The organism is Massilia sp. P1_C10 (assembly GCF_056406475.1).
Genome location: NZ_JBFUAC010000004.1, coordinates 349,916 through 371,125 on the forward strand (window position 1 = coordinate 349,916; position 21,210 = coordinate 371,125).

The window sequence follows — 21,210 nt, forward strand, 5'->3', positions numbered from 1 at the left end:
AAACCTGGGTCTGACCCTTACACCTCGAGCCATTCCTTGCGCACTGCGGCGTTTGCGCGCAGTTCGGCCGGGGTCCCCTCGAACACGATCGCGCCATGTCCCATCACGTACACGCGCTGCGAAATATCCAGCGCGATCGCCAGCTTCTGCTCCACCAGCAGCACGGCCACGCCCTTCTCTTTCAGCGCCAGCAGGTACTGCGCCACCAGCGCGACGATCATCGGCGCCAGCCCTTCGGTCGGCTCGTCGATCATGATCAGGTCGGGGTCGCCCATCAGCGTCCGGCACAATGTCAGCATCTGCTGCTCGCCGCCCGACAGCACGCCGGCGGCGACCGAACGCCGCTCCTCGAGCCGCGGGAACATGCGGTACATGTCCGCGATCGACCAGCGCCCGCCCGGCGTCGACTTCTTCTGGCCCAGCACCAGGTTCTGCTCCACCGTCAGCGTCGGGAAGATGTCGCGGTTTTCGGGCACGTAACCGACGCCCTTGTGCGCGATCTGGAACGCCTTCAAGCCCAATAGCTCGTCGCCACGAAAACGCACCGACCCGGTCGCGGACACCTGCCCCATCACCGCTTTCACCAGCGTCGAGCGCCCGACGCCATTGCGCCCCAACAGGCTGACGATCTCTCCTTCGCCGACCCGCAGGTCGACGCCGTGCAGGATGTGGCTCTTGCCGTAGAAGGCCTGCAAGCCATTGATGTCGAGGATGTCAGCCATGGCTCTCGCCCAGGTAAGCTGCCTGCACCGCGGCGTTGGCGCGAATGTTGGCCGGCGTGTCGCATGCGATCACCTCGCCGTACACCAGCACCGCGATCTTGTCGGCCAGCCCGAACACCACGCCCATGTCGTGCTCCACCATCACCAGGGTTTTTCCGGCCGTGACCTTGCGAATCAGTTCGACCGCAGCATCCGATTCGCCGCGGCTCATGCCGGCGGTCGGCTCGTCGAGCAGGATCACGTCGGCGCCGCCGGCGATGGTGATACCAATCTCCAGCGCGCGCTGCTCGGCGTACGACAGAACGGCAGCCGGCAGGTGCCGCTGGCGCTGCAGCCCGACCTCCTCGAGCACCTGCTCGGCGCGTTCGTGCGCATCGCGCAGGCTGTCGAGGCGCTGCCAGAACGAATACTTGTAGCCGAGCGACCAGAGCGCGGCGCAGCGCAGGTTCTCGTACACGCTCAGTTTGTCGAACAGGTTACTGATCTGGAAGCTGCGCGCCAGGCCGAGGCGATTGATCTCGTAAGGCTGCAGGCCGGCCACGCTGCGTCCGTTCAAACGAATGTCGCCGCTACTGATTCCGTAGCGCCCCGATACCAGGTTGAACAGCGTCGATTTGCCGGCGCCGTTCGGCCCGATGATCGCGCAGCGTTCGCCCTTGGCGACGGCGAGGCTGGCGCCGCGGATGATCTCGGATTTGCCGAAGCTCTTGCGCACGTCCTTCAGTTCGAGGGCGTTCACGCGGCGCCTCCTTTCAGCTTGTCGGCGATTTCCGAATTCACGTCGTTCCACGCCGCCATGTACCGGGGCTGGCTGCGCCGGTAGCCAAGCATAGACACCACCATCAGCGTCGCCGCGAAGACCCAGGGCCCTGGGGAGTGGGTGTCCGTTTGAAAGCCGAACAGCCGCATGCCGCTGCCGCCGGCCGACTCCAGCGTCAGGTGGTACAGCAGTTCGATGCCGATCACGAAGCCGATCACGCCGACCAGGGTGCTGTAAGAGACCGCCAGCAGCGGACGCCAGATGCGCCCAAACTTGCCGAATTTGGCCACGCGCAGCAGCAGCATCAGCAGGCTCGCGAGTCCGCCCGGCGCAAAGCGCACCACGGCGATGAAGAACAGCCCGAGGTACAACTGCCACGCGGAGGTGTACTCGGACAGCATCACGGTGAAGAAGACGCCGACCACCGCGCCGATCAGCGGCCCGAAGAAAAAGCCGATGCCGCCGATGAACACGAACAGCAGGATGCCGCCGGAGCGAATCGCGCTGACGTTTTCCGCGCTGACGATCTCGAAGTTGATGGCGCCCAGCGCGCCCGCGATCCCCGCGAAGAAGGCCGACAGGATCAAGGTCAGGTAGCGCACCCACTGCGCGTCGTAGCCGATGAAGCCCGCGCGCTCGGGATTGTCGCGCACGGCGTTGAGGATGCGTCCCAACGGGGTGCGGGTGAACGCGAACATTGCCGCGGCGCTGGCGAAAAGCCATGCCGCGATCAGGTAGTACACCTGGATCTGCGGCCCGTACGTGATGCCCAGGAAAGGCTGGCCGCTGGCGCGGTTGGTCGTCACGCCGCCTTCGCCGCCGAAGAACTCCGGGAACATCAGCGAGCCGGCGAACACCAGTTCGACCAGCCCGAGCGTGATCATCGCGAAGGTCGTGCCGGATTTGCGCGTGATGACGTAGCCGAACAGCATGCCGAAGAACATCCCGGCGACGCCGCCCACGAGGGGGATCAGCGTGGTCGGCACGTGCGTGCCGGTGGCGTTCATCGCGTGGATCGCGCAAAACGCGCCGAGGCCGGAATAGACCGCGTGGCCGAACGACAGCATGCCGCCCTGCCCCAGCAGCATGTTGTACGAGAGGCCGAAAATCATCACGGTGCCGATCTGGCACAGGATCGACAGCGCGGCGCCCTTGGTGAAGATCAGTGGAGCGACGAGCAGCAGCAGCGCGAAGCCGCTCCACAGCAGCCAGCGCCCGAGGTTGATCGGCTTGAACGTCATTCGCGCGTTCCCATCAAGCCCTTGGGGCGAAAGATCAGGATCAGCACCAGCAGCAGGAACGGCAGGATCGCCGCGCTCTGGGCGATGGTCACCTTGAACACGCTGTAGCCGGGTGTGGCGGCGTTGATGTTGGCGCCCGCCCAGTTCAACACGGACATCAGCGAGTAATCGAGCGCCACGGCGAAGGTTTGCAGCACGCCGATCAGGATCGATGCGACGAAGGCGCCGGCCAGCGATCCCATGCCGCCGACCACTACCACGACGAAGATGATGCTGCCGACGGTGGCCGCCATGCCCGGTTCGGTGACGAAAGCATTGCCGCCGATGACGCCAGCGAGGCCTGCCAGGGCGCAGCCGCCGCCGAACACCCACATGAACACGCGGGGCACGTTGTGACCGAGGGCCTCGACCGCGTCGGGATGCGTCAGCGCAGCCTGGATCACCAGGCCGACGCGGGTGCGCGTGAGCACCAGCCAGATCCCGGCCAGCATCGACAGCGCGACCAGCATCATGAAGCCGCGGTACATCGGGAAGCTGGTGGAAAACAGCGTGAACAGCGGGCGATCGAGTTCTTTCGGGATCGGATACGGCACGGCCGCGCGGCCCCACACCAGCTGCACCAGTTCGACCATCAGGTAGGAAAGGCCGAAGGTGAACAGCAGCTCGGGGATGTGGCCGAACTTGTGCAACGGGCGCAGGCCGTAGCGTTCGACCGCGGCGCCGGCCAGGCCGACGACCAGGGGCGCGATCATCAGCGCGGGCCAGAAACCGAGCCAGGCGCTGATGGTGTAGGCCATGTAGGCGCCCAGCATGTAGAAACTCGCGTGCGCAAAATTGAGCACGCCCATCATGCTGAAGATCAGCGTCAGGCCCGAGGACAGCATGAACAGCAGCAGGCCGTAGCTGACCCCGTTCAGCAGTGTGAACAGCGTAAATTCCATGATTTCTATTTCTCGCCGTCGTTCCTGCGCAGGCAGGAACCCATGCCGACGTAGCGTTCAGGCGCAGTATGGGTTCCAGCCTCCGCTGGAACGACAATCGATTAAACGCCCGGACGCTTCATCTGGCACGACGTCGGCTGCCCCGCCATGTACGCGTCGATCTTCTTCTCGACCTTCCAGCCGTAGCCGGTGTTCTCCTGGTCGAACTTGACGTCCTTGCCGTTTACTTTGGTCCAGGTGGCGATGTACAGCGGCTGCTGCAGCTGGTGGTCCGCCTTGTTCATCGTGACCTCGCCATTCAGGCTATTCAGCTTGGCGCCCTCCATCGCGAACGCCACCTTCACCGGATCGGTCGACCTGGCCGCTTTGATCGCCTGCGACAGCATGCCGATGCTGCTGTGCGTCTGCGCGGTGTAGAAGTCGTCGTTGTACTTCTTCTTGTAGCCGTCGACGATTTCCCTGCCCTTGAACGTTTCGTTGTTCGCCACCCAGTTGCCGACGATTTTCACGTGCTCGGCGCCGGCCGCGCCCATCGCCGTCGGCACTCCGGTCGTCGCGGCGTAGTAGGTGTAGAAGTTGGCCTTCAGGTCGGCGTCCTTTGCGGCGCGGATCAGCAGCGCCAGGTCGGCGCCCCAGTTGCCGGTAACGACCGTGTCGGCGCCCGATGCCTTGATCTTGGCGATGTACGGCGAAAAATCCTTCACCTGCGCGATTGGATGCAAATCGTCGCCGGCGATCTTGATGTCAGGCCGCTTGCGCTTCAAATACTCCTTGGCCGCGCGGCTGAGTGCCTGCCCGAACGCGTAATTCTGGCCAATGATATAGACGCTCTTGATGTCCTTGTTCGGCGCCATGTACGAGGTCAGGGCCTCCATCTTCATGTCCGAATTGGCGTCGAAGCGGAAATGCCAGAAGCTGCATTTGCTGTTGGTCATATCGGGATCGATCGCGGCGTAATTCAGGAACACCACCTCCTTGCCGGGATTGCGTTCGTTGTGCTTGTTGATCGCGTCCAGCAGCGCCAGGCCGACGCCCGAGCCGTTACCCTGGGTGATGTAGCGGTAGCCCTGGTCGATCACCGCCTTCAACTGGGTCAGCGACTCCTGCGGGCTGGCCTTGTTGTCGAAGCCGACCACCTCGATCTTGTGCTCGCCGGCCCACTTCTCCTTGTTGGCCAATTCGGCCATCGTCTGGAAGCTGTGCAGCTGGTTCTGCCCGACCGGCGCAAATGGCCCGGACAGCGGATCGATGAAGGCGATCTTCACGGTGTCCGCGTAGGCGAACGGCGCGACGAGCGCGAAGGTGATTGCGGCTGCGAGTTTATTCATGGTGTCTCCATCCCTCTTTGTTGTGGTTATAGATTCAGGTGTTCGGCAGCTTGTACTCGCGGAACTGCTCGCGCAGCTTGTTCTTCTGGATCTTGCCGGTCGCACCCATTGGCAGCGCCTCGATGAAGGCTACGTCGTCCGGCATCCAGAACCTGGCGATTTTCCCTTCGAAGAATTTCAGTATCTCCTCGCGCGTGACTTCCTCGCCCGGCCGCTTGACCACCAGCAGCAGCGGACGTTCGTCCCACTTCGGATGCGCGATCCCGATGCACGCCGCCTGCAGCACGGCCGGATGCGCCATCGCGATGTTCTCCAGGTCGATCGTGCCGATCCACTCGCCGCCGGACTTGATCACGTCCTTGCTGCGGTCGGTGATCTGCATGTAGCCGTCGGCGTCAATGGTCGCCACGTCGCCGGTCGGGAACCAGCCGTCCTGCAGCACGTCGCCGCCCTCGTTCTTGAAGTAGCTCGAGATGATCCACGGTCCCTTGACCAGCAGGTGGCCATAGGTGCTGCCGTCCCACGGCAGCTCGACGCCCTCGTCGTTGACGATCTTCATGTCGACGCCGTAGATCGCGTGTCCCTGCTTCTGCAGGATCTTGCGCTGCTCTTCTTTCGGCAGCGCCAGGTGCCTGGCCTGCAGGCCGCCCGCCGTGCCGAGCGGCGACATCTCGGTCATGCCCCAGGCGTGGATCACCTCCACGCCCAGCTTGTCGATCAACGTTTCCATCATCGCCGGCGGGCAGGCCGAGCCGCCGATCACCGTGCGGCGGAAGGTCGTGAACTTCAGATCGTTCTGCAGCACGTAATTGACGAGGCCGAGCCAGACCGTCGGCACGCCTGCGGAAAACGTCACGCGTTCGGATTCGAACAGCTCGTACAGCGACTTGCCGTCCAGCGCGGCGCCCGGGAACACCATCTTGGCGCCGGACAGCAGCACCGAATACGGCAGGCCCCACGCATTCACGTGGAACATCGGCACCACCGGCAGCACGGTGTCGGCGGCCGACACGTTCAGCGCGTTCGGCATCGCCGAACCGTACGAATGCAGCACGGTGGAACGATGCGAGTACAGCGCGCCTTTCGGATTGCCGGTCGTGCCGGAGGTGTAGCACAGCGACGCCGCCGAATTTTCATCGAACAGGGGCCACGCGTAATCGTCGGAACTGCTGGCGATCAGATCCTCGTAGCACAGCAGGTTCGGGATATTGGTTTCTAGCGGCATGCGGTCGCGGTCCGCCATCAGCACGAAGGCCTTGACCGTCTTGCAGTGCGCGGCGACCGCTTCGATCAGCGGCAGGAAGGTCAGGTCGAAAAACAGGTACTGGTCCTCGGCGTGGTTGGCGATGTAGGCGATCTGCTCCGGATGCAGGCGCGGATTCATCGTGTGCAGCACGGCGCCCATGCCCGACACCGCGTAATACAGCTCCATGTGGCGATAGCCGTTCCAGGCCAGCGTGGCGACCCGGTCGCCCATCTGAACGCCGAGCCCCGTCAGCGCGTGGGCGGCGCGGCGCGCGCGCTGGTGGCAGTCGCGATAGGTGTAGCGATGCAGGTCGCCCTCGACCCGGCGCGACACGATCTCGACGTGGCCGTAGTGGCGTGCGGCGAATTCGATGATGCTCGAGACGAGCAGCGGCTGGTCCATCATCTGGCCCATCACTGGGCTTTTTGGATATGACGTCATGCGACAGCTCCTGTGGATTTTTTTGCAACTGACCTTGAGTTTCGTTCCACCCTGCGAAGGCAGTCAATACTTTTCGATGCTGCAACGCAATAGCTAACGGCTCGATAGTTTTTACATATCGTTGAAATAAAAATAATGTCAATCGTGCGCGCCGCGCAGCCCTCTATACTTTTCAGACACTACGTGAAATCCCTGGAGATCCAAGACAATGCCCACCAAAAAATCGAACGGCGGCAAGAACGGCGCCAAGCCAGCCATCGCAAACACCCCTTCGGTAGCTTTCGGCAACGCCGGAGAACTACATCAGCAGGCGCAAGGCGCCATCCTCACCACCAACCAGGGCGTGCCGATTTCGGACAACCAGAACTCGCTGCGCGCCAACGCGCGCGGACCGACGCTGCTGGAAGACTTCATCCTGCGCGAGAAGATCACCCACTTCGACCATGAGCGCATCCCCGAGCGGATCGTTCACGCGCGCGGCACCGCCGTGCATGGCTTCTTCGAGCTGACCGAATCGCTGGCTGACTACACCACCGCCAAAATCCTCACCGAAGTGGGCGAGCAAACGGAAGTATTTACGCGCTTCTCGACCGTGGCCGGCGGCGCCGGTTCGATCGACACGCCGCGCGACGTGCGCGGTTTCGCCGTGAAGATGTACACCAAGGAAGGCAACTGGGACCTCGTGGGCAACAACATCCCCGTGTTCTTCATCCAGGATGCGATCAAGTTCCCGGACCTGGTCCATGCCGTCAAAATGGAGCCGGACCGCGGCTTTCCGCAGGCGGCGAGTGCCCACGACACCTTCTGGGACTTCATTTCGCTGACCCCGGAATCGCTGCACATGATCATGTGGGCGATGTCGGACCGCACCATCCCGCGCTCGCTGCGCATGATCGAAGGATTCGGCGTGCACACGTTCCGCCTCTTGAACGCCAAGGGCGATTCGACCTTCGTCAAGTTCCACTGGCGGCCGAAGCTGGGCCTGCAGTCGACGGTGTGGGACGAAGCGGTCAAGATCGCCGGCGCCGACCCCGACTACCACCGCCGCGACATGTTCGAGTCGGTCACCAGCGGCGCATTCCCCGAGTGGGACCTGGCCGTCCAGCTGTTTACCCAGGAACAGGCCGACGCGCTGCCGTTCGACCACCTCGACGCGACCAAGCTGATTCCGGAAGAACTGATTCCGCTCAAAGTCATCGGCCGCATGGTGCTGAACCGCTGGCCGAACAACTTCTTCGCCGAGACCGAGCAGGTCGCGTTCTGTCCGTCGCATATCCCGCCGGGCATCGACTTCTCCAACGATCCGCTGCTGCAGGGCCGGCTGTTCTCCTACCTGGACACCCAGCTCAAGCGCCTCGGTTCCCCGAACTTCCACCAGATTCCGGTGAACGCGCCGAAGTGCCCGTTCGTCAATAACCAGCGCGATGGCCATATGCAGATGGCGCAGCCGGTCGGCCGCGTCAACTACGAGCCGAACACGCTCGCGCCGGAAGGCCCGCGCGAAACGCCGACCGGTTTCCGCAGCTTCGTCAACGAGGAGACTGGCGCCAAGAGCCGCATCCGCGCCGAATCGTTCTCGGACCACTACAGCCAGGCGCGCCAGTTCTTCGTCAGCCAGACGGCGATCGAGCAGGCGCACATGGCGTCCGCGCTGGTGTTCGAGCTGTCGAAGGTCGAGCATCCGCATATCCGCGAAAACGTGGTCAGCCACCTGCGCCATGTCGACGAGGACCTGGCGCAGCGCGTCGCGACCGGGTTAGGCATGGACAAGGTGCCGGATGCGGCGCCAACCACCGTGGAGGCCAAGGACATGGAACCATCGCCCGCGTTGCAGATCATCGGCAAGATGAAGGACACGCTCGAAGGCCGCGCGGTCGGCGTGCTGGTCGACGACGGCTCCGACAAGGCCACGATCGACGGCATCACCGCCGCGGTCAAGAAGGCCGGCGCCTCTTTCAAGATCATCGCGCCGCACGTGGGCGAAGTGGTCCTGGCCGACAAGTCGCGCCTGAAGGTCGACGGGCAGCTGGCGGGCACGCCGTCGGTGCTGTTCGACGCGGTCGCGCTGGTGCTGAGCGCGGAGTCGGGCGCCAAGCTGGCCGCGGAAGCGTGCGCGGTCGATTTCGTGCGCGATGCGTTCGGTCACCTGAAAGCGATTGCGGCCGATGAAGGCGCGCGCGCCGTGCTGGACAAGGCCGGCATCGAAAAGGATGCCGGCGTGGTCGAGGCGTCGAACAGCAAAGCGTTCGTGGCTGCCGCCAAGACGCGCCAGTGGGACCGCGAGCCGAAGTTGCGCACGCTGGCGTAATGGGCCGACGCCGCGGACCAACACCTGGGGTCAGGTCCGGCGGACCTGACCCCGTGCTTGTCGCCGCCGCATGAACTGTGCGCCATTTCAGCCGGCACGGTAGAATTCCGGGGCCAGGTTCGACGAACCTGACCCCATTTTCATTTGATAGACTGGACCTGCCATTACTGCCGACGATCTCCCGCTGGGCAACTCCTTCGCCGCCTTGCCCCCTGCCTTCTACACCCGGCTGATGCCGACGCCCTTGCCGGCGCCGTATTTCGTCGCGGCCAGCGCCAGGGCGGCCGCCCTGGTCGGACTCGACCCGGCGCACTTGTCTCAAAGCGATTTCGTCGACCTGCTCACCGGCAACCGCGTCCCTGCCCGCTCGCAGCCGCTGTCGGCCGTCTACTCCGGCCACCAGTTCGGCGTATGGGCCGGCCAGCTGGGCGACGGCCGCGCGATCCTGCTTGGCGAGCTGAACGGCCCCGCCGGCCCGATGGAGCTGCAGCTCAAGGGCGCAGGCTTGACGCCGTACTCGCGCATGGGCGACGGCCGCGCCGTGCTGCGTTCGTCGATCCGCGAATTCCTGTGCTCCGAGGCGATGGCCGCGCTGCGCATCCCGACCACGCGCGCCCTCTGCATCACCGGCTCCGACAAGGGCGTGATGCGTGAAACGGTCGAGACCTCGGCGGTGGTCACGCGCATGGCGCCGAGCTTCGTGCGCTTCGGCTCCTTCGAGCACTGGTACTACCGCGACAAGCCGGAAGAACTGAAGGCGCTGGCCGACTACGTCCTCTACACCTTTTACCCCGAGCTGACGGCCGAGCCGAACCCGTACACCGCAATGCTGGCCGAAGTGACGCGCCGCACCGCGCGCATGATCGCGCAATGGCAGGCGGTCGGCTTCATGCACGGCGTGATGAACACCGATAACATGTCGATCCTCGGCCTGACGCTCGACTACGGCCCGTTCGGCTTCATGGAAGCGTTCGACCCGAACCACATCTGCAACCACACCGACCAGCAGGGCCGCTACTCATACGCCAACCAGCCACAGATCGGTCACTGGAACTGCTACGCGCTGGCGCAGGCGCTGATGCCATTGATCGGCGACGCCGACGACGCCCAGGAGGCGCTGGCCGTCTACCAGCCCGAGTTCAAGCGAACGCTCGAGCACCTGCTGCGCGCCAAGCTTGGCCTCAGCACCGAAAAGGAAGAAGACACCGCCCTGTTTGACGCCATGTTCAAGCTGATGGCGGCCGGCCGCGTCGACTTCACGCAGTTCTTTCGCAAGCTGGGCAACCTGCAACTGGACGACCCGTCCGCCGACGCCCCGCTGCGCGACATGTTCATCGAGCGCGAAAGCTTCGACGCCTGGGCCGCCCAATACCGCGCGCGCCTGCGCCAGGAATCGAGCGTCGACCGCGAACGCAAGAGCGCAATGGACGCGGCCAACCCGAAATACGTGCTGCGCAATTACCTGGCCCAAGTGGCGATCGAAAAGGCCCAGCAAAAGGATTACACCGAAATCGCCAGACTGCTGGCCATCCTCGAGCGGCCGTTCGACGAGCAGCCGGAAAACGAATCCTACGCCGCCTTGCCGCCCCACTGGGCCAGCCACCTCGAAGTCAGCTGTTCATCCTGAAAGGCTCATCATGACCGACAAAGTTAGCAAGAGCGACGCCGAATGGCGCGAGATGCTCGATCCGATGGAATACCAGGTGACGCGCCACGCGGCCACCGAGCGCGCCTTCACCGGCAAGTTCTGGGATCACCACGAGCACGGTATTTACACCTGCGTGTGCTGCAACACCCCACTGTTCGAATCGGACGCCAAGTTCGACTCCGGCTGCGGCTGGCCGAGCTACTTCAAGGCCATCGACCCGGCCAACGTGATCGAAAAGACCGACCGCACCCATGGTATGCTGCGCACCGAGATCATCTGTGCCGTCTGCGACGCCCACCTGGGACACGTGTTCCCTGACGGCCCGCCGCCGACAGGGTTGCGCTACTGCATCAATTCGGCGTCGCTGCGCTTCGAACCACTCTAATTACCGGACCACATGAAATTTCTGTTCGACCTGTTTCCCGTCATCCTGTTTTTTGCTGTATTCAAATGGGGTGAAGGCCACGAGCAAGCGGCCCACGGCATCGTCCTGCAATTCCTCGGCGGCCTGATGTCCGGCGGCGCCGTCGCATCCAAGGTCGCGCCCGTGATTCTGGCCACCGTCGTCGCCATCGTCGCGACCGCGGTGCAAATCGCCTACCTGAAGCTGCGCGGCAAGAAAGTCGACGGCATGCTGTGGGTCGCCGCGGCGGTCATCACGATCATGGGCGGCGCCACGATCTACCTGCACGACGAAACCTTCATCAAGTGGAAGCCGACCATCCTGTACTGGACCTTCGCGGCGATCCTGCTGTTCTATAAGGTCTTCATGGGCAAGAACCTGATGCGCAGTGTGCTGGGCGAGGCGTTCAAGCTGCCCGAGGAAGTCTGGCCGCGCGTCTGCTTCGCCTGGATCTGGTTCCTGTTCGCGCTCGGCCTGCTGAACCTGCTGATGGCTTTTGTCATCTTCAAGGGCAATACCAGTGCCTGGGTCAACTTCAAGGTATTTGGCGCCACCGGCATCTTCTTCGCTTTCACCGTCCTCCAGGCCTTCGTGCTGTCGAAGTACCTGATGGAGGAAGAAGCATGAGCGATCGCATGGAACGCATCCGCGCCGGGCTGGCCCGGCTCGAGCCCACCCTGGTCGAACTGACCGACGAGTCGCACCTGCATGCGGGCCACGCCGGCGCGGCGTCCGGCGGCGGCCATTACCGCCTCAAGATTGTGTCGCCCCGCTTCGAGGGCCAGAGGCTCGTCATGCGCCATCGTCTGGTGTATGATTCCGTGCACGATATGATGCACAAGGAGATCCATGCCCTTGCCATCACTGCGCTGGCCCCGTCCGAGCAGTGACCGGGCGCATGTTCAGGTCTTCTTAAGAAATCTGTTCGACAATCGCGACGTACAAAAAAATCGATTCATCTGTCCAAGAAACTTTTCCATCAGGAACAAATAATGACCTTTAAGCCTGCCCGTTTGCTGTTAGCCCTTCTTGCTGTAGCCGCCGCTCCGGCGTTCGCGCAAAACCTCGCCGTCGTCAACGGCAAACCGATTCCTTCCTCGCGCGCCGATGCCGTCGTCAAGCAAGTCATCGCCCAGGGCCAGCAGCCGGACTCGCCGCAGCTGCGCGAAGCGGTCAAGAAAGACCTGATCATCCGCGAAGTGATGATGCAGGAAGCCGTCAAGCAAGGCTTCGAGAAAGACGCAACCGTCAAGTCGCAGATGGAAACGGCGCGCCAGACCATCGTCATCAACGCCCTGGTGCGTGACTTCGTCACCAAGCACCCGGTCAAGGATGCCGACGTCAAGGCCGAATACGAGCGCTACAAGGCGCAGGCCGGCGACAAGGAATACCACGTGCGCCACATCCTGGTCGGCACCGAAGCCGAAGCGAACGCCATCATCGCCAAGCTGAAGGGCGGCGCCAAGTTCGAAGAGCTGGCCAAGCAGTCGAAAGACACCGGCACCGCCGGCAATGGCGGCGACCTCGACTGGGCTACCCCGTCGTCGTTCCCGAAAGTATTCAGCGACGCCTTCGTCGGCCTGCAGAAAGGCGCGATCGCCGACAAGCCGGTCCAGACCCCGAACGGCTTCCACATCGTCAAGCTGGACGACACCCGCGCCACCAAGCTGCCGGCGCTGGAAGAAGTCAAAGGCCAGATCGAAGAAGCGATCCAGCAGAAGCAACTGCAGGCATACCAGGAATCGATGCTTGCCAAAGCCAAGGTTCAGTAATTCATCACCACCCTGCCGGCGCCTTCGTGGCGCCGGCGCGCGTTGAAACTTGGCGCCTCCATCTCGGATTTTTATAGGAATCGAACATGATCTTCAAGCCAGCCACCCTGTTAGCCATGACCGCACTGGTCGCCGCCCCGGCATTCGCGCAGAACGTCGCGACCGTCAACGGCAAGGCGATCCCGTCGTCGAAAGTCGACCAGATCGTCAAGCAAGTTGTCGCCCAGGGCAAGCAAGCCGATTCTCCGCAACTGCGCGAGGCGATCAAGAAGGACCTGATCAACCGCGAAGTGCTGATCCAGGAAGCCGACAAGCAGGGCATCGCCACCCGTCCTGAAGTGAAGATGCAGCTGGAAAACGCGCGTCAGAGCATCATCATCAACGCGATGCTGGCCGAGTACATCAAGAAGAACCCGGTGAAGGACGCCGAAGCCAAGGCCGAGTACGACAAGTACAAGGCGCAGGTCGGCGACAAGGAATACCACGCCCGCCACATCCTGGTCGGCACCGAAGAAGAAGCCAAAGCCATCATCGCCAAGCTGAAAGCCGGCGGCAGGTTCGAAGAGCTGGCCAAGCAGTCGAAAGACGGCTCGGCGGCGAACGGCGGCGACCTGGACTGGGCGAGCTCCGCGGCCTACGTGCCGGAGTTCTCGCAGGCGATGGTCAAGCTGAACAAGGGCCAGGTCACCGAGACCCCGGTCAAGACCCAGTTCGGCTACCACGTGATCAAGCTGGAAGACACCCGCGCCGCCAAGATTCCTCCGTTCGAGGAAGTCAAGACGCAAGTGTCGGAATCGATCCAGCAGCGCAAGCTCGCCGCCTACCGCGACGAACTGGCCAAGAAAGCCAAGATCCAGTAATACCCTGCTCTCGCGAGAAAAAGGCGCTTCATTTTTGAGGCGCTTTTTTTTGCTTCTTTTTCCGGCATACAATAGCGACCAGATAATCATCTATCGACCGCCGGACGGCGGCCAGATCAGCTTCACTAGGGGAACTGCGTGAACCAACATTGGCCCGCCGGCTCAGCTTGGAAAATTGGTTTGTTATCGTTCGCGATGGCGCTGGCGATCGGCGCCGCATGCGGCCTGCTGAACTGGCAGCGTTCCAGCGCCGAGCATCTTGCGGGTACATTGGGAATCAGCAAGGGCGCACCCGATCATCATCTTCGGCGGCCGATCGTGGCCCTGGCCCCGGATTCGCCTTTGCGGACAATCGGGGCGCAGGTAGGAGACAGTTTCGAATTCGCGCACAGAAGCGATGCCTATCGGTCGCTCGGAACAGACGAGTCAGTGCCCTTGAACCTGTATCGCGGCGAACAGTCTCGCCAAGTGCTAGTCCGTGCGGTCGCTGTACCGCCATCGGCGGCGGCGACGCAAATCTGGATCAACTTCCTGATTAATGGACTCATGACGTTGATTTGCCTGGTGCTCGGCGTGATGGTCGGCATGCGCGGGGCCAATGACCGCGCCATGCGTATTTTGTCGCTGGTGCTGCTTATCCCGACGCTGGCGTTCTTGCGCACTAATCTGCCTGGCGGAGTGGTGAATGAAGTCGTAAGTTCCTTTTTGGTACCGTTAGGTGCATGGATCGGCTATTGCGCTTTTGTATTCTTTGCCCTGCAGTTTCCGGCGCACGCTCCTCTTCTGCGGTATCGGGGAGTACGGCGCGCCTGCTTCGTGCTGGTGATTGTGTTCGCGATCGAAACCGTGCTGCAAATCGTCCAGAGTTACAGCGGAACGACGTGGGTTCCGATTGCTCCGATGATGTTGTCGGCGTCGCGCAGCCTGCTGGTCCAGATCTGCGTGCTGGCGGCTATCCTCGCACTCGCTGTTGCGTGGCGCCGATCAGCCGGCGCCGAACGCCAGCGGCTTACCTGGGTAGGGGTCTGCATGGGAATGATCTTTGCCACCTTCGCCATTTACAGTAATCCCTCATTGCGGGCGCTCGTTCCGGGCCTTGCCGGCTCCAACGTCCTCGACGGAACGCAGTTGCTGGGATATTCGCTGCTCGGTTATGCGATGCTGCGTTACCGTCTGTTCGACATTGGATTCGCGATCAACCGTACCCTGGTGTTCAGCGCATCCAGCGCGATGCTGATTCTGGTGTTTTTCCTTACCGAACGGTTTGCCCATCAGTTTCTCCATTTCGACAGTGCGGAAAACAATGCACTGCTAAGTGGCGCGATCGCGTTCGGCCTGTTTTTCGCCTTCAACCGCCTGCACCATCGTGTCGACCATGTGGTGGAAAAGCTGCTGTTTCACAGCTGGCACGCGAACGCCGCGGCGCTCGACAGTTTCGTGCACAAGGCCAGCCATTACACCTCATCGGAGCACCTGCTCGCGGCGCTGGGCGATGAGCTCGACCGATTCACAGGCCATGCCGGCCATGCGCTGTACCGCGCGAACGCCGGCGCGCAAGCCGGATTTGACCTGGTCCGTGGCAATCTGCCAGGCGCGGCTGCTCGGATCGGCAACGACGACGACATGGCCGTCACCTTGCGCACCCGCCGCGGGCCCGCCGAGCTGCGCGCCACTTCGTCCGATTCGCCCGGCGAGCTGGCGCTGCCGATGATGCACGGCGCAAACCTGTACGGCATCGCAATCGTGGGAGCAAAACCCAACGGCAATCTGTACCGTCCCGACGAAGTCGACTCGCTGGCATTCGCCGTTTCCCAGGTCGGCCTCGACCTGTTCGCTCTGCGCGTGCAGCAGCTCGAAGCCGAACACAACGACATGGTCCGCCGCGCCGCCACCACGGAGGACCGGCTCGGCTCGGCGATGCGCGAAGTCGAATCGATCCGCCTTGCGCTGAGTGCTACGTCGATGCGCGTGCAGTAAAGACGCGGTTCTGCAACGAAAAGCGCTTCGGTCGGTTGCTTTCGTTTTCGCGCCGATTTTTCCGGCATACAATAGAAATTCAATCAATCGTATCAGTCGGTCAACATCGGGGAGACGCAATTGGATTCGAATCGTCGCAATGTACTGAGGGCCGGGGCCTCTGCCGCGGTAGGCGGAATGCTGCTGGGTGCGGGCGGGAGCGCCGCGGCGCAGGCCGGAAGCGCGCAATCGATCGCGGTGCCGCCGCTGTCGGGCAAGGTCGGCATGCGGCTGGCGAGCTGCATCGTCACGCACGGGGCCATGCCGACGCTGGTGCTGGTCCGCGACGATGGCAAGATGATCGACCTGCAGGCCGAGGCCAAGCGCCAGAAGGTGTCGCTGGGCTTCGACGCCAGCTCGATGCTGGCGCTGATCAAGGCCGGCAATGCCGGCTTCGAACAGGTACGGGTGCTGGCCGAGCGGGCCGTCGCGCGCAAGTCGCCGATGCTGCCGGTCGAAGGCGCCCAGTTCACCTCCCCTATTCCGCGCCCGGATCGCAACATCTATTGCGTCGGCTGGAACTACCAGGACCACTTCGAGGAAGGCAAGGCCGCCCGCGCCGACAAGGTGGTCGACAAGCTGCCGGATCATCCGGTGTTCTTCACCAAGGGCACGCACACGATGAACGGGCCGTTCGACACCATTCCGCAGGATCTGACGAACTCGAACAGCACCGACTGGGAGGCCGAGCTGGCGGTGATCATCGGCCAGCGCGGCCGAAATATATCGGAAGAGCGCGCGATGGATTACGTGTTCGGCTATTCGGCGTACAACGACACCACCGTGCGCGAAGTGCAGCAGAAGCGGCACGGCGGCCAGTGGTTCAAGGGGAAGAGCCTGGACGGGCACGGGCCGATGGGGCCGTGGATTGTGAGTGCGGCGGGCGTGAGCCTGGACGACGTGCGGGTGATCTGCCGCGTCAACGGCGTCGAAAAGCAGAACGCCAGCTACAAGCAGATGTACTTCAAGATCCCGCGCATCATCGCCGAGCTGTCGCGCGGGCTGACGCTGGAGCCGGGCGACATCATCGCCACCGGTACGCCCTCGGGCGTGGGCTTCGCGCGCAAGCCGCCGGAATTCCTGAAGGCGGGCGACGTGATGGAGACCGAGATCACCGGCGTGGGCATCATCCGCAATACCATCCGCGCCGAAGGCTAACGCCCTTCGTTCCTGCGAGGAACGACGGGCGATCATGGCGGGGGACTGGTCCTGCGGACCTGTTCCCACCCTCAGAATAGCCCTGGCGCTCTTCAATCTGCGCGTCGCGTAGAAAGTGCCCAACGGCTGTCGATCTGCCGCGCGAGGGCGTTTGCGGTAGCGTCCAGAAGTGTCAGGTCCGCGGGACCAGACACCATCACCGTCTGTTCAGTTTAGCCGACGAACTTGCGGGCGTTGCGGAACATGCGCATCCACGGCGAATCCTCGCCCCACGACGTCGGATGCCACGACTGCTGCGCCGACCGGAACACGCGCTCTGCGTGCGGCATCATGACGCTGAAGCGCCCATCGGCCGTCGTCACCGCGGTCAGCCCCTGCGGCGAGCCGTTCGGGTTGAACGGATACACTTCGGTCGCTTCGCCGCGGTTGTCGACATAGCGCAGCGCGCGGATCACCGCATCGGCGTCGCCGGTCTGCGAGAAGTCCGCGTAGCCTTCGCCGTGCGCGATGGCGATCGCGGTCCTGGTGCCGGCCATCCCGCTGAAGAAGATCGACGGGGACTCGAGCACTTCGACCATGCCGAAGCGCGCCTCGAACTGCTCCGACTTGTTGCGCGTGAACTTCGGCCACGCATGCGCGCCAGGGATGATCGATTTCAGGTTGCTCATCATCTGGCAGCCATTGCACACGCCCAGGCCAAACGTGTCGGTCCGGTTGAAGAAGCGCGCGAACTGGTCGGCCAGCAGATTGTTGAACAGGATCGTCTTGGCCCAGCCTTCGCCGGCGCCCAGCACGTCGCCGTACGAGAAGCCGCCCACCGCGATCACGCCCTGGAAGTCGTCCAGCTTGACGCGGCCCGCAATCAGGTCGCTCATGTGCACGTCGACCGCCGCGAAGCCCGCCTGGTGCATCACGTACGCCGTCTCGATGTGCGAGTTGACGCCCTGCTCGCGCAGGATCGCCACGCGCGGACGCGCTCCGCCGATGAATGGCGCCGCCACGTTCACGCTCGGGTCGAAGGTCAGCACAGGCGAGATGCCGGGATCCTTTTCGTCCAGCAGGCGGTCGTATTCCGAGTCCGCGCACGCCGGGTTGTCGCGCAGGCGCGCGATGCGCCAGCTGGTTTCGCTCCAAAGGCGGTGCAAGGCGCTGCGCTGTTCGCTGTAGACGGTCTTGGCGTCGCGCGTGAATTCGATAACCCCGCGGTCGTTCGGCTTGCCGATAATGTGGCTGCAGGCGCCCAGCTGATATTGGCGCAGCACGTTCATCACGGCCGACTTGTCGTCGGCGCGCACCTGGAGCACCGCGCCCAGTTCTTCCGCGAACAGCGCGCGCAGCGTCAATTCGTTGCGGCGTTCGGAGACCTGGCCCGCCCAGTTCTTGGCATCGCCCCAGTCCGCCGCGTGCTCGCCTTCCATCGCCAGGATGTCGAGGTTGATCGACAGGCCGCAGCGGCCGGCGAACGCCATCTCGCACAACGCCGCATACAGGCCGCCGTCCGAACGGTCGTGGTAGGCAAGCAGCTTGCCGTCGCTATTGAGCTGCTGCACAGCGTTGAAGAAGCCCTTCAGGTCGTCCGCGCTGTCGACGTCCGGCGTGTCGTTGCCAAGCTGCTGCGTCACCTGCGCCATCGCCGAGGCGCCCATGCGGTTCTTTCCGCGTCCCAGGTCGACCAGGATCAGCGCCGTCTCGCCGGCGTCCATGCGGATTTGCGGCGTCAGCGTGCGGCGGATATCGGTGACCGGCGCGAACGACGAGACGATCAGCGACACCGGCGACACCACGGCCTTGGCCGCGTCGCCATCGGTCCAGGTGGTACGCATCGACAGCGAATCCTTGCCAACCGGGATGCTGATCCCCAGCGCCGGACACAGCTCCATGCCGACCGCCTTGACGGTGTCGAACAGCGCCGCGTCCTGGCCAGGCTGGCCGCAAGCCGCCATCCAGTTGGCCGACAGCTTGATGTCGCCGATTTGCTTGATTGGCGCCGCGGCGATGTTGGTGATCGCCTCGCCCACGGCCATGCGGCCCGAAGCGGCGGCGTCGATCACGGCCAGCGGCGTGCGCTCGCCCATCGCCATCGCTTCGCCCAGGTAGCCGTCGAAGCTCATCGCGGTGACGGCGCAATCGGCCACCGGCACCTGCCACGGACCGACCATCTGGTCGCGCGCGGTCATGCCGCCCACGCTGCGGTCGCCGATCGTGATCAGGAAGGATTTGTCGCCGACGGTCGGCAGCAGCAGCACCTTGCGCGCCACGTCGGCCAGATCGAGGCCGGTCAGGTCGATTGGCGCGAAGTCGTTGGTCACGTGATGCACGTCGCGCTGCATCTTCGGCGGTTTGCCGAGCAGGACGTCCATCGGCATGTCGACCGGATTGTTGCCGTTCAGGCCGTCGACCACCTTGAGCTGGCGTTCTTCGGTCGCCACGCCGACGGCGGAGAACAGGCAGCGCTCGCGCTCGCACAGGGCGGCGAACAGCGGCAGGCTTTGCGGCGCGATCGCCAGCACGTAGCGTTCCTGCGACTCGTTGCACCAGATTTCTTTCGGCGCCATGCCGCTTTCTTCCAGAGGCACCTTGCGCAGGTCGAAGATCGCGCCGCGCTTGGCGTCGTTGGTGATTTCGGGGAAGGCGTTAGACAGGCCGCCGGCGCCCACGTCGTGGATCGAGATGATCGGATTGTCCGCGCCCATCTGCCAGCACGCATTGATCACTTCCTGCGCGCGCCGCTCCATTTCGGGATTGCCGCGCTGGACCGAGTCGAAGTCCAGGTCCGCGGTGTTGGCGCCGGTCGCCATCGACGACGCGGCGCTGCCGCCCATGCCGATGCGCATGCCCGGGCCGCCCAGCTGGATCAGCAGGCTGCCCACCGGGATGTCGTTCTTGAAGGTGTGCTGGTCGGCGATGGCGCCGATGCCGCCGGCGATCATGATCGGCTTGTGGTAGCCGTACACGGTGTCCGTCGCGCCGGCCGACAGGCGCCCGACGTTCTGTTCGTAGGTGCGGAAGTAGCCGCCCAGGACAGGGCGGCCGAATTCGTTCGAGAACGCGGCGCCGCCCAGCGGGCCGTCGATCATGATCTGCAGCGGCGAGGCGATGCGCTCAGGCTTGCCGTACACGGCGCCCGGCGCGCGCTGGGCAAACGGCGCGTTGACGCTGGCGGCGTTTTCCCATGGGCGCACGGCGCCGGGAATCATCAGGTTCGATACGGTGAAACCGGTCAGGCCGGCCTTCGGTTTGGCGCCGCGCCCGGTCGCGCCTTCGTCGCGGATTTCGCCGCCGGCGCCGGTCGAGGCGCCCTGGAACGGCGAAATCGCGGTCGGGTGGTTGTGCGTCTCGACCTTCATCAAGGTGTGCGTCAGTTCGGTCGCGGCCGAGTATTCATGGTTCTCGCCGCGCGGGTAGAAACGCGTGACGGCGGCGCCTTCGATGATCGACGAGTTGTCGCTGTACGCGACGATCGTGCCCTTCGGCGCGAGCTGGTGCGTATTCTTGATCATCTGGAACAGCGACTTGTCCTGCGCCTCGCCGTCGATGGTCCAGTCGGCGTTGAAGATCTTGTGGCGGCAATGCTCGCTGTTCGCCTGCGCGAACATCATCAGTTCGACGTCGGTCGGGTTGCGGCGCTCGCGCGTGAAGGCGTCCACCAGGTAGTCGATCTCGTCTTCCGACAGCGCCAGGCCAAGGTCGGTATTGGCCTGCTCCAGCGCGCCCCTGCCCTCGCCCAGCAGGTCGATCGATTCCAGCGGCTTCGCTTCGAGCTCGCGGAACAGGCCCGCCGCGTCGTCGGCGCTGCGCAGCACCGACTCGGTCATGCGGTCGTGCAGCAGGCCGGCCACGGCCGCCAGTTCGTCGTCGCTCAGCTTCTTCGGTGCGCCGATGCCGGTGCCCAGCAGGCCGCCCTTCAACTCCAGCGTGTAGGCCACGCCGCGCTCGATGCGGTGGATGTGCGCCATGCCGCAGTTGTGCGCGATGTCGGTGGCCTTCGACGCCCACGGCGAGATCGTGCCGAAACGCGGGATCACGAAGAACGCCTCGGTCGCGCCGCTCGCCTGGTTCGCGTGCGCCGGTTCGCCGTACGTCAGCATCGCTTCGAGGCGGCCGGTGTCCTCGCTCGAGAGCGGCGCGGGGGAGTCGATGAAGTGGACGAAGCGCGCCTGGACGGCGGCAATGTGGGGGGCGGCCGCTTGGAGCTGGCTCAGGAGGCGTTGGCTACGAAATGCGGAAAGGGCATTGGAACCCGGCAGAATCAACATGGTTGGACTTTGGTTGATGCAGCGTGGCTGCGGGTTAAGGGTCGAAGTGGCACTGATGACGAGTAGGCGTTTTTCCTTAGCCCGCTATTATACCGCTCCCTATGGCGAAG

Annotated in this window: 16 protein-coding genes; 9 read left to right on the forward strand and 7 right to left on the reverse strand. The window is 63.8% G+C overall.

The features are described from left to right. Window positions 1-17: 17 nt before the first annotated feature. The 6 genes from AC1D02_RS11665 to AC1D02_RS11690 form a co-directional block, all read right to left on the reverse strand. Window positions 18-722 (reverse strand): ABC transporter ATP-binding protein, encoded by a 705-nt coding sequence (locus tag AC1D02_RS11665; protein ID WP_477316905.1) that lies wholly within the window; start codon window positions 720-722, stop codon window positions 18-20. Further along, window positions 715-1,461 (reverse strand): ABC transporter ATP-binding protein, encoded by a 747-nt coding sequence (locus AC1D02_RS11670; protein ID WP_477316907.1) that lies wholly within the window; start codon window positions 1,459-1,461, stop codon window positions 715-717. Before AC1D02_RS11670 ends, AC1D02_RS11665 begins: the two co-directional genes overlap by 8 nt. Further along, the gene (locus AC1D02_RS11675; RefSeq protein ID WP_477316909.1) at window positions 1,458-2,723 is read right to left on the reverse strand and encodes a branched-chain amino acid ABC transporter permease; all 1,266 of its coding nucleotides are present in this window, start codon (window positions 2,721-2,723) and stop codon (window positions 1,458-1,460) included. The genes AC1D02_RS11670 and AC1D02_RS11675 overlap by 4 nt, the downstream gene beginning before the upstream one ends. Next, window positions 2,720-3,664, reverse strand: a complete 945-nt coding sequence (locus AC1D02_RS11680) for a branched-chain amino acid ABC transporter permease (RefSeq protein WP_477316911.1) — start codon at window positions 3,662-3,664, stop codon at window positions 2,720-2,722. Before AC1D02_RS11680 ends, AC1D02_RS11675 begins: the two co-directional genes overlap by 4 nt. Before the next feature lie 101 nt (window positions 3,665-3,765). Then, on the reverse strand, window positions 3,766-4,992 hold the full coding sequence (locus AC1D02_RS11685) for a branched-chain amino acid ABC transporter substrate-binding protein (protein WP_477316913.1): 1,227 nt from the start codon (window positions 4,990-4,992) through the stop codon (window positions 3,766-3,768). A gap of 34 nt (window positions 4,993-5,026) precedes the next feature. Next, window positions 5,027-6,679 (reverse strand): 3-(methylthio)propionyl-CoA ligase, encoded by a 1,653-nt coding sequence (locus AC1D02_RS11690; protein ID WP_477316915.1) that lies wholly within the window; start codon window positions 6,677-6,679, stop codon window positions 5,027-5,029. Window positions 6,680-6,887: 208 nt separating this feature from the next. On the opposite strand from AC1D02_RS11690, the gene AC1D02_RS11695 reads away from it, so the two are divergent. From AC1D02_RS11695 to AC1D02_RS11735, 9 genes are all read left to right on the forward strand, one after another. Next, entirely contained in the window at window positions 6,888-8,987 is a 2,100-nt protein-coding gene (locus tag AC1D02_RS11695; protein WP_477316917.1) for a catalase, read from the forward strand. Window positions 8,988-9,150: 163 nt separating this feature from the next. Then, window positions 9,151-10,614, forward strand: a complete 1,464-nt coding sequence (locus AC1D02_RS11700; protein ID WP_477317161.1) for a protein adenylyltransferase SelO — start codon at window positions 9,151-9,153, stop codon at window positions 10,612-10,614. Between the two features lie 10 nt (window positions 10,615-10,624). Beyond that, window positions 10,625-11,020 carry a peptide-methionine (R)-S-oxide reductase MsrB gene (gene msrB, locus AC1D02_RS11705; RefSeq protein WP_477316919.1) on the forward strand — a complete coding sequence of 132 codons (396 nt, stop codon included), beginning with the start codon at window positions 10,625-10,627 and terminating at the stop codon, window positions 11,018-11,020. A gap of 12 nt (window positions 11,021-11,032) precedes the next feature. After that, the gene (locus AC1D02_RS11710) at window positions 11,033-11,665 is read left to right on the forward strand and encodes a septation protein A (RefSeq protein ID WP_477316921.1); all 633 of its coding nucleotides are present in this window, start codon (window positions 11,033-11,035) and stop codon (window positions 11,663-11,665) included. Beyond that, on the forward strand, window positions 11,662-11,928 hold the full coding sequence (locus tag AC1D02_RS11715; protein WP_477316923.1) for a BolA family protein: 267 nt from the start codon (window positions 11,662-11,664) through the stop codon (window positions 11,926-11,928). Before AC1D02_RS11710 ends, AC1D02_RS11715 begins: the two co-directional genes overlap by 4 nt. 102 nt (window positions 11,929-12,030) lie before the next feature. Then, window positions 12,031-12,810, forward strand: a complete 780-nt coding sequence (locus AC1D02_RS11720) for a peptidylprolyl isomerase (protein WP_477316925.1) — start codon at window positions 12,031-12,033, stop codon at window positions 12,808-12,810. Between the two features lie 86 nt (window positions 12,811-12,896). After that, on the forward strand, window positions 12,897-13,670 hold the full coding sequence (locus tag AC1D02_RS11725) for a peptidylprolyl isomerase (protein ID WP_477316927.1): 774 nt from the start codon (window positions 12,897-12,899) through the stop codon (window positions 13,668-13,670). A gap of 138 nt (window positions 13,671-13,808) precedes the next feature. Continuing rightward, entirely contained in the window at window positions 13,809-15,647 is a 1,839-nt protein-coding gene (locus tag AC1D02_RS11730; protein ID WP_477316929.1) for a hypothetical protein, read from the forward strand. 177 nt (window positions 15,648-15,824) lie between these two features. Continuing rightward, the gene (locus tag AC1D02_RS11735; protein WP_477316931.1) at window positions 15,825-16,844 is read left to right on the forward strand and encodes a fumarylacetoacetate hydrolase family protein; all 1,020 of its coding nucleotides are present in this window, start codon (window positions 15,825-15,827) and stop codon (window positions 16,842-16,844) included. Window positions 16,845-17,056: 212 nt separating this feature from the next. On the opposite strand, the gene purL is transcribed toward AC1D02_RS11735, so the two are convergent. Next, window positions 17,057-21,100 (reverse strand): phosphoribosylformylglycinamidine synthase, encoded by a 4,044-nt coding sequence (gene purL, locus AC1D02_RS11740; protein ID WP_477316933.1) that lies wholly within the window; start codon window positions 21,098-21,100, stop codon window positions 17,057-17,059. Between the last annotated feature and the right edge of the window lie 110 nt (window positions 21,101-21,210).

What these genes read in the sequence shown, in the direction of transcription:
- AC1D02_RS11665 (WP_477316905.1), bottom strand. Translation starts at nt 722, where the DNA reads ATGGCTGACATCCTCGACATCAATGGCTTGCAGGCCTTCTACGGCAAG.
- AC1D02_RS11675 (WP_477316909.1), bottom strand. Translation starts at nt 2,723, where the DNA reads ATGACGTTCAAGCCGATCAACCTCGGGCGCTGGCTGCTGTGGAGCGGC.
- AC1D02_RS11680 (WP_477316911.1), bottom strand. Translation starts at nt 3,664, where the DNA reads ATGGAATTTACGCTGTTCACACTGCTGAACGGGGTCAGCTACGGCCTG.
- AC1D02_RS11685 (WP_477316913.1), bottom strand. Translation starts at nt 4,992, where the DNA reads ATGAATAAACTCGCAGCCGCAATCACCTTCGCGCTCGTCGCGCCGTTC.
- AC1D02_RS11690 (WP_477316915.1), bottom strand. Translation starts at nt 6,679, where the DNA reads ATGACGTCATATCCAAAAAGCCCAGTGATGGGCCAGATGATGGACCAG.
- AC1D02_RS11695 (WP_477316917.1), top strand. Translation starts at nt 6,888, where the DNA reads ATGCCCACCAAAAAATCGAACGGCGGCAAGAACGGCGCCAAGCCAGCC.
- msrB (WP_477316919.1), top strand. Translation starts at nt 10,625, where the DNA reads ATGACCGACAAAGTTAGCAAGAGCGACGCCGAATGGCGCGAGATGCTC.
- AC1D02_RS11710 (WP_477316921.1), top strand. Translation starts at nt 11,033, where the DNA reads ATGAAATTTCTGTTCGACCTGTTTCCCGTCATCCTGTTTTTTGCTGTA.
- AC1D02_RS11715 (WP_477316923.1), top strand. Translation starts at nt 11,662, where the DNA reads ATGAGCGATCGCATGGAACGCATCCGCGCCGGGCTGGCCCGGCTCGAG.
- AC1D02_RS11720 (WP_477316925.1), top strand. Translation starts at nt 12,031, where the DNA reads ATGACCTTTAAGCCTGCCCGTTTGCTGTTAGCCCTTCTTGCTGTAGCC.
- AC1D02_RS11725 (WP_477316927.1), top strand. Translation starts at nt 12,897, where the DNA reads ATGATCTTCAAGCCAGCCACCCTGTTAGCCATGACCGCACTGGTCGCC.
- AC1D02_RS11735 (WP_477316931.1), top strand. Translation starts at nt 15,825, where the DNA reads ATGCTGCTGGGTGCGGGCGGGAGCGCCGCGGCGCAGGCCGGAAGCGCG.
- purL (WP_477316933.1), bottom strand. Translation starts at nt 21,100, where the DNA reads ATGTTGATTCTGCCGGGTTCCAATGCCCTTTCCGCATTTCGTAGCCAA.